The sequence below is a fragment of the Anaeromassilibacillus sp. An250 genome, from assembly GCF_002159845.1.
In the GTDB taxonomy this organism is placed as follows: domain Bacteria; phylum Bacillota; class Clostridia; order Oscillospirales; family Acutalibacteraceae; genus Anaeromassilibacillus; species Anaeromassilibacillus stercoravium.
In genome coordinates this window covers 219,412-234,209 of sequence record NZ_NFJK01000003.1, presented here as the reverse complement: position 1 = coordinate 234,209, position 14,798 = coordinate 219,412, and the positions used below count along the sequence as shown (strand labels likewise).

17 protein-coding genes, 1 other RNA gene and 1 pseudogene are annotated in these 14,798 nt (G+C 52.1%); 13 read left to right on the top strand and 6 right to left on the bottom strand.

Annotated features, from left to right (window positions below; translation table 11 throughout):
- Positions 1-47: 47 nt before the first annotated feature.
- Both ytvI and B5F54_RS04155 read right to left on the bottom strand, forming a co-directional pair.
- The gene (ytvI, locus tag B5F54_RS04160) at positions 48-1,118 is read right to left on the bottom strand and encodes a sporulation integral membrane protein YtvI (RefSeq protein ID WP_087230900.1); all 1,071 of its coding nucleotides are present in this window, start codon (positions 1,116-1,118) and stop codon (positions 48-50) included.
- Positions 1,119-1,315: 197 nt separating this feature from the next.
- A complete protein-coding gene (locus tag B5F54_RS04155; RefSeq protein WP_242969625.1) occupies positions 1,316-1,645 on the bottom strand; it encodes a helix-turn-helix domain-containing protein in 330 nt (109 codons plus the stop codon).
- A 289-nt stretch (positions 1,646-1,934) separates the two neighbouring features.
- On the opposite strand from B5F54_RS04155, the gene B5F54_RS04150 reads away from it, so the two are divergent.
- A complete protein-coding gene (locus tag B5F54_RS04150; RefSeq protein ID WP_242969624.1) occupies positions 1,935-3,404 on the top strand; it encodes a nicotinate phosphoribosyltransferase in 1,470 nt (489 codons plus the stop codon).
- A gap of 48 nt (positions 3,405-3,452) precedes the next feature.
- An RNA gene (gene rnpB / locus B5F54_RS04145) (RNase P RNA component class A) lies at positions 3,453-3,798 on the top strand.
- Between the two features lie 143 nt (positions 3,799-3,941).
- Here rnpB and B5F54_RS04140 read toward each other — a convergent pair.
- The 3 genes from B5F54_RS04140 to B5F54_RS04130 form a co-directional block, all read right to left on the bottom strand.
- On the bottom strand, positions 3,942-6,032 hold the full coding sequence (locus tag B5F54_RS04140; RefSeq protein WP_087231028.1) for a glutamine synthetase III family protein: 2,091 nt from the start codon (positions 6,030-6,032) through the stop codon (positions 3,942-3,944).
- A gap of 316 nt (positions 6,033-6,348) precedes the next feature.
- The gene (gene mltG / locus B5F54_RS04135) at positions 6,349-7,455 is read right to left on the bottom strand and encodes an endolytic transglycosylase MltG (RefSeq protein ID WP_087230894.1); all 1,107 of its coding nucleotides are present in this window, start codon (positions 7,453-7,455) and stop codon (positions 6,349-6,351) included.
- 99 nt (positions 7,456-7,554) lie between these two features.
- Positions 7,555-8,604 (bottom strand): lysylphosphatidylglycerol synthase transmembrane domain-containing protein, encoded by a 1,050-nt coding sequence (locus B5F54_RS04130; protein ID WP_172749561.1) that lies wholly within the window; start codon positions 8,602-8,604, stop codon positions 7,555-7,557.
- A 223-nt stretch (positions 8,605-8,827) separates the two neighbouring features.
- On the opposite strand from B5F54_RS04130, the gene B5F54_RS04125 reads away from it, so the two are divergent.
- The 7 genes from B5F54_RS04125 (at position 8,828) to B5F54_RS17510 (ending at position 10,708) form a co-directional block, all read left to right on the top strand.
- Positions 8,828-9,025 carry a spore coat associated protein CotJA gene (locus B5F54_RS04125; protein WP_237966420.1) on the top strand — a complete coding sequence of 66 codons (198 nt, stop codon included), beginning with the start codon at positions 8,828-8,830 and terminating at the stop codon, positions 9,023-9,025.
- A complete protein-coding gene (locus tag B5F54_RS04120; RefSeq protein WP_087230888.1) occupies positions 9,022-9,282 on the top strand; it encodes a spore coat protein CotJB in 261 nt (86 codons plus the stop codon). The genes B5F54_RS04125 and B5F54_RS04120 overlap by 4 nt, the downstream gene beginning before the upstream one ends.
- A complete protein-coding gene (locus B5F54_RS18375; RefSeq protein ID WP_087230885.1) occupies positions 9,282-9,434 on the top strand; it encodes a manganese catalase family protein in 153 nt (50 codons plus the stop codon). Before B5F54_RS04120 ends, B5F54_RS18375 begins: the two co-directional genes overlap by 1 nt.
- 5 nt (positions 9,435-9,439) lie before the next feature.
- On the top strand, positions 9,440-9,616 hold the full coding sequence (locus tag B5F54_RS17520) for a hypothetical protein (RefSeq protein WP_172749560.1): 177 nt from the start codon (positions 9,440-9,442) through the stop codon (positions 9,614-9,616).
- 82 nt (positions 9,617-9,698) lie between these two features.
- The gene (locus tag B5F54_RS04110) at positions 9,699-10,328 is read left to right on the top strand and encodes a superoxide dismutase (RefSeq protein ID WP_087230882.1); all 630 of its coding nucleotides are present in this window, start codon (positions 9,699-9,701) and stop codon (positions 10,326-10,328) included.
- 32 nt (positions 10,329-10,360) lie between these two features.
- A complete protein-coding gene (locus B5F54_RS17515; protein ID WP_172749558.1) occupies positions 10,361-10,531 on the top strand; it encodes a hypothetical protein in 171 nt (56 codons plus the stop codon).
- Between the two features lie 15 nt (positions 10,532-10,546).
- Positions 10,547-10,708: a hypothetical protein gene (locus B5F54_RS17510; protein ID WP_172749557.1), complete on the top strand. Its 162-nt coding sequence runs from the start codon at positions 10,547-10,549 to the stop codon at positions 10,706-10,708.
- Positions 10,709-10,731: 23 nt separating this feature from the next.
- Here B5F54_RS17510 and B5F54_RS04105 read toward each other — a convergent pair whose 3' ends face one another.
- Positions 10,732-10,965 (bottom strand): hypothetical protein, encoded by a 234-nt coding sequence (locus B5F54_RS04105; protein WP_087230880.1) that lies wholly within the window; start codon positions 10,963-10,965, stop codon positions 10,732-10,734.
- A 96-nt stretch (positions 10,966-11,061) separates the two neighbouring features.
- Between B5F54_RS04105 and B5F54_RS04100 the strand changes: the two genes are divergently transcribed.
- The 4 genes and pseudogenes from B5F54_RS04100 to B5F54_RS04085 all read left to right on the top strand — a co-directional run bounded on the left by B5F54_RS04100 (position 11,062) and on the right by B5F54_RS04085 (position 14,742).
- Entirely contained in the window at positions 11,062-12,456 is a 1,395-nt protein-coding gene (locus B5F54_RS04100) for a recombinase family protein (RefSeq protein WP_087230878.1), read from the top strand.
- Positions 12,443-12,583, top strand: a pseudogene (locus tag B5F54_RS04095) (manganese catalase family protein); the annotation flags it as partial. The gene B5F54_RS04100 and the pseudogene B5F54_RS04095, both read left to right, overlap by 14 nt.
- Before the next feature lie 210 nt (positions 12,584-12,793).
- Positions 12,794-13,564, top strand: a complete 771-nt coding sequence (locus B5F54_RS04090) for a sugar transferase (RefSeq protein WP_087230875.1) — start codon at positions 12,794-12,796, stop codon at positions 13,562-13,564.
- 8 nt (positions 13,565-13,572) lie between these two features.
- Positions 13,573-14,742, top strand: a complete 1,170-nt coding sequence (locus B5F54_RS04085; RefSeq protein ID WP_172749555.1) for a CDP-glycerol glycerophosphotransferase family protein — start codon at positions 13,573-13,575, stop codon at positions 14,740-14,742.
- Positions 14,743-14,798 lie beyond the last annotated feature (56 nt).

Here is a 14,798-nt window from a genome sequence, read left to right as displayed (position 1 = left end):
TTATGTGTATTAATACAGTATAACTATAACATACAAACATTCCCCTGTCAATCACATGGGAACCAGGTTGGAAGGAGCTTGGCTTTGCGCAGCGCCTGCATGACCAACAGCAGGCACACCAAATATACAAGCAGCAGGAAGCTATTGGCCGCCAAAGCAAAATACAGCGTTGCCAACATAGCCAAAGGATGAATCTGTGTGGAAGCTGCCAGGAGTTTCGGCTCCACAATTTGCCGCACCCCACTCACAACCAGCCAGCCCGCCACCAAAAAAATCCCCTTCAGCGGGCTTCCCTGTGCAAAAAACAGGAGTGCCAACGGCAAATAGACCGCTCCCGGCCCCAATACTGGCAATAAGTCCGCAAATCCTGCAACAATGCTGAGCACTAATGGATAAGGCGCCCCAGCGGCAAAGAAGATGCATAACGTCTCCAAAAACGTGAGACAATACAACAACAGGTAAGAGGTCAAATACTGGCCGCCAATGTGCGCCCCATGTCGGGATGCCTCGCGGAGAATTCCCTTTCCCCGCGCAGAGAGCAGGTTGGACAAACGCTTCCGAATTTTTTCCATGTCTTTTGAAAAAAAATAGGTGGACACCACCATTACCAAGAACATCGCAAGCACCGCTGGAAGCGAGGTCAAAAAGCCCAATGCTGCCGTCAAAGCACTGGTGAGCACAGAGGCCGCGGCCTGTGCAAGGTTGAGCAATTGCCGCTGATTCTCCTGGATAAAATCCTGATCAATATGGTTGAGGAACTCCCCCACCTGTAGGAAAAGGCGGTTCAAAGGCTCTGTCAGACGGCCAAGATCCACATCCCGGATGGTGCGGAGCAAATTGCTGATTTCTCCCACCAGCCACATGCCCAATAGGAACAGCGCGCCGATCAGCAGCACATACAAAGCCGCTGTGGTCACTGCGGCGGCACATCCTTCGGAGAGGGGCAACTTCTGTTTCAGGAAGCGGACAACTGGTTGTAAGAACCAAGCTAAAGCGAATCCTGCCAGGAAGGGAAAGGTATATCGCAACGTGGCCGTAAACAGCCAGAAAAGCCCTGTATATACCAGAAAAAAGACGGCATATGCTCTTCCTTTTGCTAGAAAATTCCGATCTAACATGGAAGTCCCCCCATTTCCTCTTCAAATATATGGGGGAAGGATGTATTTCTATTACGCGCAAATAGGCGCAAAAAGAGCGCCCCGCGAGCGGAAAGTGCCGTAGTTGGGTACAGCCCTACTCATCCGGCCGTTTTCCTCCACGGGAGGAACGGCGCGCCATGAGCTTTCCTTTCGCGGGACGCTCGTTGTTTTCATTCTTATTTTTCTCTTCCCAGCAGCCAATCCACAGATACATTTAGGATGTTCGCTAGGGCTGAAAGCTCATAATCCGTTACATAACGGATCTGCCCTTCCAGCTTGGACAATCCGGACGCGTTCATATCGACTCCGTTCACCTGAAGCTGAGCCAACAGCTCTTTCTGCTTCATCCCCTGGCTTTTCCGGGCCATTTCGACACGCGCCCCAACAAGATTGCGGGTCCCCAATGCTTGCTTGCGTAATCTCACCTTACATTCACTCCCTACATGCATGAATTTTTTACCAATATCACCAACAAAACGATGTGAATTTTGGATAAAGCGATTCATTGAACAACTAAACCCACACAAATCCACTCGATATTTCTATTATAGTATCTATTTGTAGAAAACGCAACAAAAATATTACATATTTTTAGCTTCTTCGGCATATTTTTTGCTTCCAATTTCTGGCCAACAAGAGAAGAAAAACATATTTGTGCTTTTGCTCGAACCTTGCTATAATAATCCTATCCGTTAAACGCCGGAATCACATCCGTGCGTGCTGTTTTACCAACCGGGACAAAACGCCCTTGCGAAAGGCAAACCAGCTCGGGACTTTATTTGTGGAGATGTTACCATGACAAATCAGAAAAAGCCCTCGCGAAATCTCACAATGCTGACCGATTTCTATGAAATCACCATGTCCAATGGCTATTTTTCCAATGGCTACCGGGACACCGTTGTATATTTTGACATGTTTTTCCGACATATCCCAGACGATGGCGGCTTTGCTATCATGGCCGGCGTACAACAGTTGATTGACTATATTAAAGACCTGGAGTTTACGGACGACGACATCGCCTATCTGGAATCCACGCACATGTTCCAGAAGGAATTCTTGGAGTACCTGCGGAATTTCCAGTTCGCCTGCGACGTTTGGGCGATCCCGGAAGGCACCCCTATTTTCCCCAGCGAGCCGATTGTCACCGTGCGCGGCCCGGTGATCCAGGCACAGCTGATCGAAACCATGCTGTTGCTCACCATCAACCATCAGAGTATGATCGCCACGAAAGCAAACCGGATTGTCCGCGCCGCACAAGGCCGCGCCGTCATGGAATTCGGGTCCCGCCGCGCACAGGGAGCCGACGGCGCCATCTACGGTGCGCGGGCCGCTTACATTGGGGGTTGCTGCGGCACCGCCTGCACCATTTGCGCCCCGGATTTCGGCGTCCCTGCCCTGGGCACCATGGCCCACAGCTGGGTCCAGCTGTTTGACAGCGAATTGGACGCCTTCCGCGCATATGCCCGCGAATACCCCTCCAATTGTACCCTGTTGGTGGATACCTTCAATGTCCTGAAATCCGGCGTGCCAAACGCCATCAAGGTGTTTCAGGAAGAGCTGCTCCCGCGTGGTTACCGTCCCGCCGGCATCCGGATCGACAGCGGCGACATCACGTATCTGTCCCGTAAAGCCCGTAAAATGCTGGACGAGGCGGGGTTCCCCGATTGCAAAATCTGCGCCTCCAATTCCCTTGATGAATACATTATACGCGACATGCTGATGCAAGGTGCGAAAGTTGACAGTTTCGGCGTCGGCGAGCGCCTGATCACCTCCGGTTCCGAACCGGTTTTCGGCGGCGTTTATAAGCTGGCCGGCGTCGAGGACGCCAATGGCAACATTATCCCCAAGATCAAGATCAGCGAAAACGTTGCAAAGATCACCACGCCGTGCTTCAAAGGGCTGTGGCGTTTGTTTGACCGCGACACTGGCAAGGCGATTGCCGACGTCGTAACGCTACACGACGAAGTCATCGACGATTCCCAGCCGTACGAAATTTTTGACCCGGAGCACATCTGGAAGCGCAAAATGGTCACCAATTTCCGCGCCGTGAAGCTGCGCAAAAAGATCTTCGAACACGGCCAGTGCATCGCCGAGGAGCGCACGCTGGAAGAGATCAAACGTTACTGTGCCGAACAGGTGGACACCCTCTGGGAGGAAGTCACCCGCTTTGAAAACCCGCATCAATATTATGTTGACCTATCTCCGGCGCTCTGGGACATTAAAAACCGCATGATTGAAGAGAACACTGCGTTAAGCCAGCGCTGACGGATTTCTGGTTGACATCTGAGGGAAAATCAGCTAGAATAATGCCTGCGAGCAGGCTGAACAGCTGCGGGTGATACCCGAAAGGGTCCACCCGAGGAAAGTCCGAGCTCCAAAGGGCAAGAATAACGGCTAACGGCCGCCGGGGGCGACCCTAGGGAAAGTGCAACAGAGATATACCGCCGCTTTTGCGGCAAGGGTGGAAAGGCGAGGTAAGAGCTCACCAGCGCGCAGGAGACTGCGCGGCTCTGCAAACCCTATTCGGAGCAACACCGTGGAGGGACATATGCGCCGGCCCGGCGCGTCCTGTGGAGGTGGCATCGAGCTGGCGCGGCAACGCCCAGCCAAGATAGATGGCTGTTCACGACAGAACTCGGCTTACAGGCCTGGTCGCACTTTAAAATTTGTGGAGGCAAAAAATGTCTCCTAGCATAAAAAATCCCCGCTGTCTTTTTGACAGCGGGGATTTTTGTTTGCAACTTATGAAAACCATTTTACAGATTCGTATGCGAACGCAGTTCGATTTTTAATTTTTCTGGCTTACCGGACGCTGAACAACAGATCTCCATAGGTGGGATACGGCCAATATTTCTCTCCAACGTTGCATTCGATCTCATCCGCAATGGCACGCGTCTTTTCCATCTGCATCAGCACCGGGTTACGGTAATATTTTGCGCACTGTTCGACATCCTGCATATCCTCTGCCCCGGCAACCGCTGCTTCCAGCGCCTCCATCTCTTTATAGAGGTCTGCGGTCAATTGGGAGAGTTTCTTGAGCAGGGTTTCCTCCAACTCACAGGAAATGTCCGCACAAAGCTGCTTCTTATTGATCGCTTCTTTGCTGATATCTTTCATATACGCGCAGGCGGCCGGGAGAATATCCTTTTTAATCATATCCACCATGGTGAGCGCCTCGATATGGATCTGTTTGCAGTAGTTCTCCAATTGGATCTCACAGCGCGAAACAATCTCCGCCCCAGAGAGCACCCCATACTTCTCAAACAGTTCAATATTTTCCGGGCGCTTATAATAGGGCAGCGCATCCGCCGTGGATTCCAAATTCAAGAGGCCGCGCCGTTTGGCCTCTTCCACCCACTCCGGCGCATAGTTGTTCCCATTAAACACGATGCGCTTGTGATCACGGTAGGAATGGCGGATAATGTGATTTAGTTCCTTGTTAAAATCCTCCGCCTTTTCCAACCGGTCGGCATAACGGCACAAGGTGTCCGCCACAATCGTGTTTAAAATCATATTGGGGCACGCAATCGAAACCGTGGAGCCCAACATACGGAATTCAAATTTATTGCCCGTAAAAGCGAACGGGGACGTCCGGTTGCGGTCCGTCGCATCCTTCGGAAACTTCGGCAGTACGTCGACGCCAATGTTCATTTCCGCCGCATCTTTTTGGTCGTATTCGCTCTTGTTTTCAATGGACTCCAAAATCCCAGTCAGTTCATCCCCTAGGAATACAGAGATAATCGCCGGAGGCGCTTCGCTGGAGCCAAGGCGGTGGTCATTGCCCGCGCTCGCAACGGACAAACGCAGCAGGTCCTGGTGTTTGTCAACCGCTTCCAAGATCGCCGTCAGGAACAACAAGAACTGGGCGTTTTCTTCCGGGGATTCTCCCGGCTCCAATAAGTTGATGCCCGTATCCGTGCAGATGCTCCAGTTGTTGTGTTTGCCGCTTCCATTGACGCCTGCAAACGGCTTTTCGTGCAGCAGGCAGTACAGCCCGTGCTTGGAGGCGACCTTCTTCATAATTTCCATGGTCAGCTGGTTGCCGTCCGTGGCGACGTTTCCCGTGGTAAAGATCGGCGCCAATTCGTGCTGGGCCGGCGCCGCCTCATTATGTTTAGTCTTCGCCAAAATGCCCAGCTTCCACAATTCTTCATCCAGATCCTTCATATAGGCGGACACGCGGGGCTTGATCACACCGAAGTAGTGATCCTCCAGTTCCTGGCCCTTCGGCGGCTTTGCGCCAAACAGGGTACGCCCGGTATAAACCAGGTCCTTGCGCTTTTTATACATCGCCTCATCGATCAGGAAATACTCCTGTTCCGGCCCGACCGTGGTATTGACGCGATTGGCCGGTGTCCCAAACAGATGTAGAATGCGCATCACCTGCTTATTCAGTGCATCCATGGAGCGCAAAAGTGGTGTCTTTTTATCCAGCGCCTCGCCCCCATACGAGCAGAAAGCGGTCGGGATGCAGAGCGTGCCGTCCTTGATAAATGCATCAGAGGTTGGGTCCCACGCCGTATAGCCGCGTGCCTCAAAGGTTGCACGCAGGCCGCCGGAGGGAAAACTGGAAGCATCCGGCTCTCCCTTGATGAGCTCTTTGCCCGAAAATTCCATGATGACTTTGCCGTTTTCCACCGGATAGATGAAACTGTCGTGCTTTTCCGCAGTGATTCCGGTCATCGGCTGGAACCAGTGCGTAAAATGGGTCACGCCCTTTTCAACAGCCCATTCTTTCATCGCGTTGGCGACAATGTTTGCTACCTGCGGGTCAAGGGGTTCCCCCTGTTCCCGGGTCCGTTTCAGGGCCTTATACGTATCCTTCGGCAGCCTCTCCTTCATAACGCTCTCATTGAACACCATGCTGCCAAAAATTTCCGGGATCTTCCGAATGCTCATCAAAAGTCACTCCCTATTTTATTTCAAGCGATTCTACCAGCGCCTGCAAATGGACATGCAAGGAATCACAGGCGCGCCCTCTGTATAACAACAAAAAGCGCCGCAGGGCGATCCCCACAGCGCCTTCGCTATAGCTTTTTCATTATAGCCTAACCTTCGCCAAATGTCAACTGCTACTGGCAAAATTTGCGGGAGCTTTTGGCTTCCGTTCCAACAGTACTTTTTGATTTGTGCCAGTATTCCCCCAGCGAAAACTGCCCTGAAGAAACGCAATCTTCAGGGCAGTTGATAAACATTGGATTTCTTCGATTTATGTAGCGCTGCGGAGCCCTGCCGCCACCAGATTGGCATTGTGCTGCTCCAGTGTTTCTGCAAAATAGGAATTTCCCGCCGCAGAATGGCAGAAGTAATAATAATTGGTGCTAGCTGGGTTCAAAGCTGCCTGGATGGATTCAACGCTTGGGCTGCAAATTGGTCCAGCCGGCAAGCCCGTGATGTTATAGGTATTATAGGTGCTCTGGAACCCCGGCAACTGACTGGGTACATTGCCCTGCGCCCGGTATGGATAATACATTGTAGAATCCGCCTGCAAGCGATAGACATTGACCGTATTGCCGGATTTCAAACGGTTGACAAACACAGAGGCAACGTTGGCGCGGTCCGTTGCGGTGCTTTCGCGCTGCACAATAGAAGCCAGGGTCATCACCTGCTCCTTTGTGAGGCCGGCCGTATTCTGCCAATTGATATTGGCCGTCTTTGTCTGATAATTGTTCAACATCGTCTTCAGGACACTCTGGACATTCTGTCCCTTCCAGAAGTTGTATGTATCCGGATAGAGATATCCTTCCAACTTATAATACCGGCTGTCCGCGTTCGGGATGGATGCAATAAACGAATAGCTGTCAAACGCATTGCTGTTTGCCGCATCAAAGACGTCCTTCATGCTACACACGCCCGCGCGTTCCAACGCCTGTGCGGTTTCCCGCAGGGTAGAACCCTCTGGGATCCGCACGTCGATGGTGCCGGTCTCATCCCCTACTTTCACGGACATCATATTTTCCACATTGGCATAGCGCAGATAGATGGTCGCCAAACCATCCTTCAAACCGCTGATTTCATACAGATACCGGCCGCCGGCTTTCTTCACATACTTTCCAACCGCGACGTCCGGATTGGAGGATACCGCGTCCGGAGGCGTGCCACGGTCCGGCGTGACCGTCACCGCCAGATAATACTTCTGTGCGGTTGTATTCAGTTCGCAGCTGGCTGTATCCAAACGGATCACAGGGGTGGACGCGGAAACGGACACCGCCGCCTGTGCCGTCACTGGCACGTTTGCTACGACAGCCCCGCCCAAGCAACATGCACATAAGGCCAGCGCCACGCAGCGCTTGGCAAACCTTTTTAGAACATTCATTCAAACACTCCCTTTACCATCGTCCAATTGCTTCCTCTTTTCAGTATAATCACCCGTACAAGTTCCTGCAAGCCTTCGCCTGGAAACAAATTGTGAATTTTACGTTTTTTTGCCCTCAATACCCAATGCCCGTCCTACCACATTTGTTAGGCAGCCGAACAGAATATTTGCATAATAGGTCACTAAGCGCCACAGAAGGATGGCTGGAATGATCGTTGCACCGAAAAAGGACCCGAAAAACAGGTAAAAGCTTCCTTCCGCTCCGCCAGAGGAACCCGGCAATGGGACAAAAGCAGACACCATGGTTACAAAGGTCTGCGCTGCTAACATTGTGAATACCGTTGCATCTGGGTTCAGAGGCAAATTAAAGCATCGATAGATAAAATAAGGGATCAAACCCGCCAATGTGATTTGGACGATTGTAAAAAAGATCGTTTTCACATAGACTTTGACAGATGTCCCCATGATTTTTGCACTGTCATGGAACATCTTCATCTGCCCGTGGATCTTCTTATATACGGCGACGGGATGGCGGCACAAACGGAACCGGTACAGATTCCGCAATAAAAACCGCAGGAAGCGGTCGGTCGATTTTTCGCTCAACATAAACAGCGTGACGCCAAGAATAAAGACGCCGTTTGTCACCAGGCCGATCACCGTGACAAAAGAAAAATTGCTGATTTTCCTTTGAAAATATCCCAGACGGAAAATCACCATCACCATGGCATAGACCACCATAAGCGCTTGATATACCAACGTTTTCATTGCGACAATGGAGCCGGCTTTTCCTGTATCCATCCCCATCTTACTCATGGAGTACATCTGCATCGGCTGCCCGCCTGTAGCAAAAGGCGTCAAGGCACTATAGAGCAGGCCGATCATCGCAATGTGGAACGACTGTGAAAATTTCCACTTAGGGTATAAATGTTTACAAAAGACCCCCAACACATAGGTTTCCAACAGCCAGCCGCCAACCATCGCTCCCAGCGTAATCAGGAGCCATTCCCAGCGCATGCTGGAAACAAGATGTCCCAGTGCGGTAATACCGTCCGTTGTAAATAGGAAATAGAGCAGAACCCCCATCGAAATCACGATGGTGATGATCGCCACCAGATTTTTTTTCAAGACTCTTACAATTTTGTCCCCCATGGGATCGTCCTCCATTTTGAAACGCCTACAACCGGGCGCCGTTTATGCCCCCTAGGGCAAGTCCTTCTTATTCTATAACAGTTTTCAAAAATATACAAGTGAAAAGTGTCCAGTGGAAGAGCACCCGCTCCCGTCTCCCTGCATAGTATGCACATGGATAAGCTCCACACTCCCACGCCTTCTTACGCGGGATGCGATATCTTGATGCGAAAGGAGAGTTACTATGGCGAATGATATGAATGAACAGATGTGTGATCTCGCACAGCCAACGCCACTGCCTGCGGTAACCGTGCCAGCCATGGCTTACGTCCCATATCAACAGTTCAGCAACATCTATACCCCCGAACAGGGTTTTGACAACGGCACCATTTTTCCCGAACTGAATAAGCCGTTCTATGGAAGGAGGGGGGAACCCAGATGAACGAACAAGAAATGTTGATGCGCAAAATTTCTTCGCTGCGATTCTCCACGTGGGAACTGCACCTGTTCCTGGACTCCCATCCAAACAACTGCGACGCCGCCCGGAAATTGGAGGAGGCCCGCAAAAAAGCGGATGAACTCACAAAACAATACGAAGCTACCTATGGTCCTCTGCACGAAACCAGCTCCAATACCAGCCGCTGGGCTTGGATCACCGGACCCTGGCCATGGGAAACAGGAATGGAGGATGATGAATAATGTGGGTCTATGAGAAGCGACTGCAATATCCCGTTAAAATCAAAAATCCCAATCCTGCACTTGCAAAAATCATCATCACACAATACGGTGGACCAAATCGCTTTTTGCGATGCATGATTGCCGCTTTTGGGGAAAACTATCCCCGGAGGTGAATGAAATGCAAAACAAATACCCGGATCTATATAGCTTACTGGAAAGCGACGGGGAAGCCCGCCAGTATTTCGACACCCTGCCGGAGTATGTGCAGGAGTGCCTGCGAGACCGCGCAGGAGGCGTAAATTCGTTTGAAAGCCTCTGCGATGCAGTGGACAAGTATACGCGCGGCGACGACTGAGCTCGAAAAGGCGATTTCGCATGAGACGGTCTTTTGCAACATATGATTGCAAAAATAGCTATAACGAGAGGATGACCGCTCTATGAGTCAACAGTATCCCTTTTCAACAGAGCCTTTGCCATACGACTACCGCGCGTTGGAGCCGGAAATCGACGCGGAAACCCTGCATTTCCACCATGATAAGCACCTGCAAGCTTATGTCGATAACCTGAACAAGGCGCTGGCCGACTACCCGGCCTACCACAGCTGGAGCCTCGAAAAGCTACTAAAGCAGGGCGACGCCCTGCCGGAAGCAATCCGGGTTGCGGTGCGAAACAACGCAGGCGGCGTGTACAATCATCAACTGTATTTCCGCAGTATGGGGCCGGAAAAAAACACCCACCCTTCCGGGAAATTGGCAGAAGCGATCGACTGCTATTTTGGCTCCTATGACGCCTGGAAAGAAAAGATGAAAAACGCCGCTGTCACCCAGTTTGGGTCCGGTTGGGCATGGCTTGCAATGGATGGGCAAGGGCGGCTGCACGTCCTGAAAACCGCCAACCAGGATACGCCGCTGACCCTGCACATGTGCCCCCTTCTGCCCGTCGACGTCTGGGAGCACGCCTATTATTTGCAATATCAGAACCGCCGTCCGGAATACGTGGACCGTTGGTTTTCCCTGATCAATTGGAAACAGGTGGAAGAGCAGTTCGCGCAATGCAGCCGATGTTGAGCGCGCAAACGCGGAAAGGAGGCGCTGGTTCGTTGGAGGAATATACCGATTTGTATCAGCTTCTTTCCAAGGACTACGAAGCCAATCAGTATTACTCGCTTCTGCCCTACGATGTGAAGCAGGCTTTGGGGTACAAGGCGGATCATATCTTGAGTTTTGACGACCTGCATGAATTCGCCATGCACTGCCAAGAAGAGGAATGACAAAGGAGGCGAAATATGGCAAACAGCTTAGACGATCTCTTCGAGGAGGCGCCGGACGTTTTACAATATTTTCTGTCGTTGCCGCCCGATATGCAGGATGCCATCAGCCTGCGTTCCGAAGAGATCCGCTCGGTGGACGACTTGCAACAGTATGTAGAACTCCTACAGAACGGATAAACAAAAAGGGGGAGCTGCCGCATTCAATCCTGCGGCGCTTCCCCTTCTTTGATGGATAGGCCGGATAGAACCCTTTCCAGCGCCCGGAACAGGATCTCGTTCTCAGCCGGCTGACGCTCCATCTCCATCCAGGCTTTCCGCCCGGTCTCTACAAACTGTTCCCTCCCCTTCGGCGCTTTCTCCCTGCGGAACCGGTAAGAGTTGCGCCGCTCTTCTCCAAAATAAACATCCACGGTAAATTCATCGCGAACATTCATGAGCAATCCCCCTGTTTTTTATATTCACGCGGTGGTTCGTCCTATTCCGCATAATGAGCCTGTCCGCTCTCTACACATGTGGTAGGAGGAATCGCCATGAGAACCGCAGCAGCTTACATCCGCGTATCCACGGACGGCCAACTGGAATACAGCCCGGACAGCCAACTCAAAGTTATCCGGGATTATGCCCAAAAGCACGATTTTCTCTTGCCGGAAGCGTATATTTTCCGGGAAGAGGAGGGTATCAGCGGAAAGGAAGCCAAAAAGCGCCCCGCTTTTATGCGGATGATCGGAATTGCCAAGCAGAAACCCAAGCCCTTCGATTGCATCATCCTTTGGAAATTCAGCCGTTTTGCGCGCAGCCGCCGGGACAGCATTGTCTACAAAACCATGCTGCGCAAGCAGTTGGGCATCGACGTCGTTTCCGTGACCGAACAGCTGGGCGACGACAAGCTCTCCCTGCTGCTGGAAGCGGTGATCGAAGCGATGGACGAATATTACAGCATCAATCTGGCGGAAGAGGTCAAGCGCGGCATGCTGGAAAAGGTGAGCCGCGGGGAACCCGTGACTCCGCCCCCCTTCGGCTATCGGATGCAGGAAAAACAATACATACCCGATCCCACTACCGCCCCCATTGTTCAGTGGATGTTCCGCCTATGCGCGCAGGGGGTTCCGTGCAACGAAATCGCCCGCCGGCTCAACGCCATGGGGATTCCCACCGCACGCGGGCAACGCTGGGAAACGCGCGCAGTCGCCTATCTCTTGCACAACCCCGTCTATCTGGGGAAAATCCGCTGGAACCTCCATCCGGGGACGAAGCAATCGCCCCCCGCCGGGCCAGTCCTCTCGGATGGGATGCACCAAGCCCTAGTGGATCCCTCTCTATGGGAGGAATCCCAGCGGCAATTGAACCAAAAAGGATGCAGGCGGAACGAGCGTGCTCCTCAAACAGCTTATCCCCTGCGTGGCCTTGTATTTTGCTCCACCTGCGGCGCACCGTTGGTCAAAACCTCCCGCGACGCCCTGCAATGCAGCGCCTATGCCCACAGGCATTGTTCTGTCTCCCACTACATTTCCATGCGGAAAATGGAAGAATGGATCTTATGCATCCTGGAAGCCGACATCCCCCCACATGCTTTCGAAAGGAACCCCTGCCCCCGCGCGGATTCTTCAAATCCATTTCAATTGCAACTTGAACAGGAACGGAAAAAGTTGGAGCGTCTCCGGGACGCCTATGAAGCTGGAGCCGAGTCCCTAGAGGAATACCAACGCGAAAAGGCGCGGTTACAGGCGCACCTCACCGCCCTTTCTGCGGAAGTGCATCGCTGCCATCCCTTACAGGAAGCCCCATCCGCCGTGAACATGGGTGCATTGCTGCGGGATGGCCAACTCCCGAACGAAGCCAAAAACCGTGTGCTACACGCCATATTCGACCGCATTGTATACGATGCAGAACAAAACCACTTGACGGTCCACTATCGAACAGAGTAAAAACCATCTCCAACCGCGATGCGGTGGGCCGCATGGCGAGCTGGGCGCCTCTCTGCGCTATTTGAGCCAGAGATACAGCATGCCCTATCCGGAGCTGAAAGCCATATTGACCGATATAGGTACAGAAGGGTCACAATGGCGCTTTGCGCATCCAAAAATATTGCGGATATCTCTTCTTCCATCGATAAAATAACTTATCCAAAAGGTTATGTGAAAGATTCCGACTTTTTTCTCCCTTCTTGTTGCTACATTGGTAAAATTTAGAAAGGGAGGTTGTCTTCCTCCCTATTAAAAATTTTATCGCAATTTTACAAAATTCGGATTGGAAGGTGGTTAGGTGCATCTCTCTGCAAAGAAGGCTGGCATTTTACAGCCACAGATACAACATACATCCTGCAAACACAGCACCTTGCATAGGACTGCCGGACATCCGAAACCGATCCAATCCGGTTCTTTTTGTCCATCCCTTGTATCCGCTGTTCTGAAGCGCCTGGCGGATATCCTATGTTCAACCGTGGGGCTGATTCTTTGCGCTCCACTTCTATTCCTGTGCAGTATCATTGTCCGTCTCGATTCTCCGGGACCGGCTTTTTATAGCCAGGAACGGGTCACACGGAATGAGAAGGTATTCCATATCTACAAATTCCGCACAATGGTCCATCATGCGGAAGCCTTTACAGGCGGCGTCCTCGCAAGCGAGGACGACCCCCGCATTACCAGGGTTGGAAGAGTTCTGCGAAACACACATTTGGACGAGCTCCCACAACTGCTCAATGTTTTAAAAGGGGACATGTCCCTGGTTGGCCCGCGGCCCGAACGCCCCATGTTTGTGGAAAAATACAAGGCGGAGGTCGATCAGTATGAACAGCGCTTTCTCGTGCGGGCTGGGCTCACCGGTACAGCACAGGTGTACGGCCACTACTACACCGAGATTTCCGAAAAAACAGCTTACGATCTTTGGTATATCAAGCATTTTTCCCTGTGGCAGGACATCAAATTGATGGTTTTGACGGTCAAAGTCCTTTTTGAAGGGAAGCCGCTCCAAAGGGCATTGGAGAAACCGGCGCATTCTTCGCCGAAACTCCCCAACCCTCCCATCGCGAAATGAGGGACCCTATGAAACGATTCTGCCGCTACATCCGCTATGCCGGGATGCTTCTCCGATACGCCTTAGCGCTGCTCATTGGAATATTTGCCCGTCATACACCCGCATACAGGGATCTCTGGCTCTTCGCAGAGCGCGGATATGACGCCCAGGACAACGCGTTCTTTCTCTTTCAATTTGTCCGGCAGAAGCATCCGGACATTCATGCCGCCTATCTGATCGGCCGTGAATGCCCGGACTATGGAAACATTATTCGGTTGGGAAAGGCAATCGAGCCGGGCAGCTTTTCGCATTATCTGGCATTTGCCTGCGCAAAGGTAAAAATCAGTACCCACATCATGGGCTATTCTCCCCATATGTATCTGTTTACAATGCTGGATTCCCACAGGCTGGTGCCCGGCCGCAAAGTGTTCCTTCAACACGGAATCCTTTTCAACCACATTCCAACGCTGTACTATCCCCGTATCCGCGTGGACCTGTTTGTTTGCAGCGCGGGGCGGGAATATCAAGCGATTTTAGACCACTACGGGCATCCCCAGGGCGTTGTGCAGCCGATCGGCCTGTGCCGCTACGACCATCTATTTCAGGAACACACGGAGAAGCGGCAGATTCTCATCCTCCCCACCTGGCGCGCTGCCCTGCGGGATTGCAGCCGGGAGGCCTTTCAAGCCAGCGCGTACTTCCATTTTTTCGATTCCCTCCTGCGGCATCCACAGATGGCTGAATTGCTGGAGCAGTATCACTATACGCTGCTCGTCCAGCTTCATCCGGAAATGCAGCGCTTTGCCGCTTGCTTTTCCAGCGTCCATCCCCGCATAAAAATCCAAGCTACAAACACACAGAATGTCCAACAGCTCCTGCTGGAATCCAAACTCCTTATCACGGATTATTCCAGCATCTTCTTCGACTTTGCCTACCTGGGAAAGCCGCTCGCCTATTACGCCTTCGATGAGGCGTATTTTTTCGCCACCCATTACCAGCGCGGTTATTTCGATCTCGAGGAGGACGGTTTCGGCCCGGTCTGCCGCCATCCCGATGAAGTCCTGCAATTTATCAAGGAGCGCTTGGCGGACAACATGCGGGTTCCCGCCCTCTATCGAGCGCGCGCCAAAGGGTTCTTTCCACCCCGCCGCACCGACCACTGTTCCCGCACCGTTTCTGCCATCCGTGCGCTTCTGTAGAGATCTTTCCAACAATTGCAGGGTATTGGTTTTTAAGTCCGGCCAAAGGAGGGAAA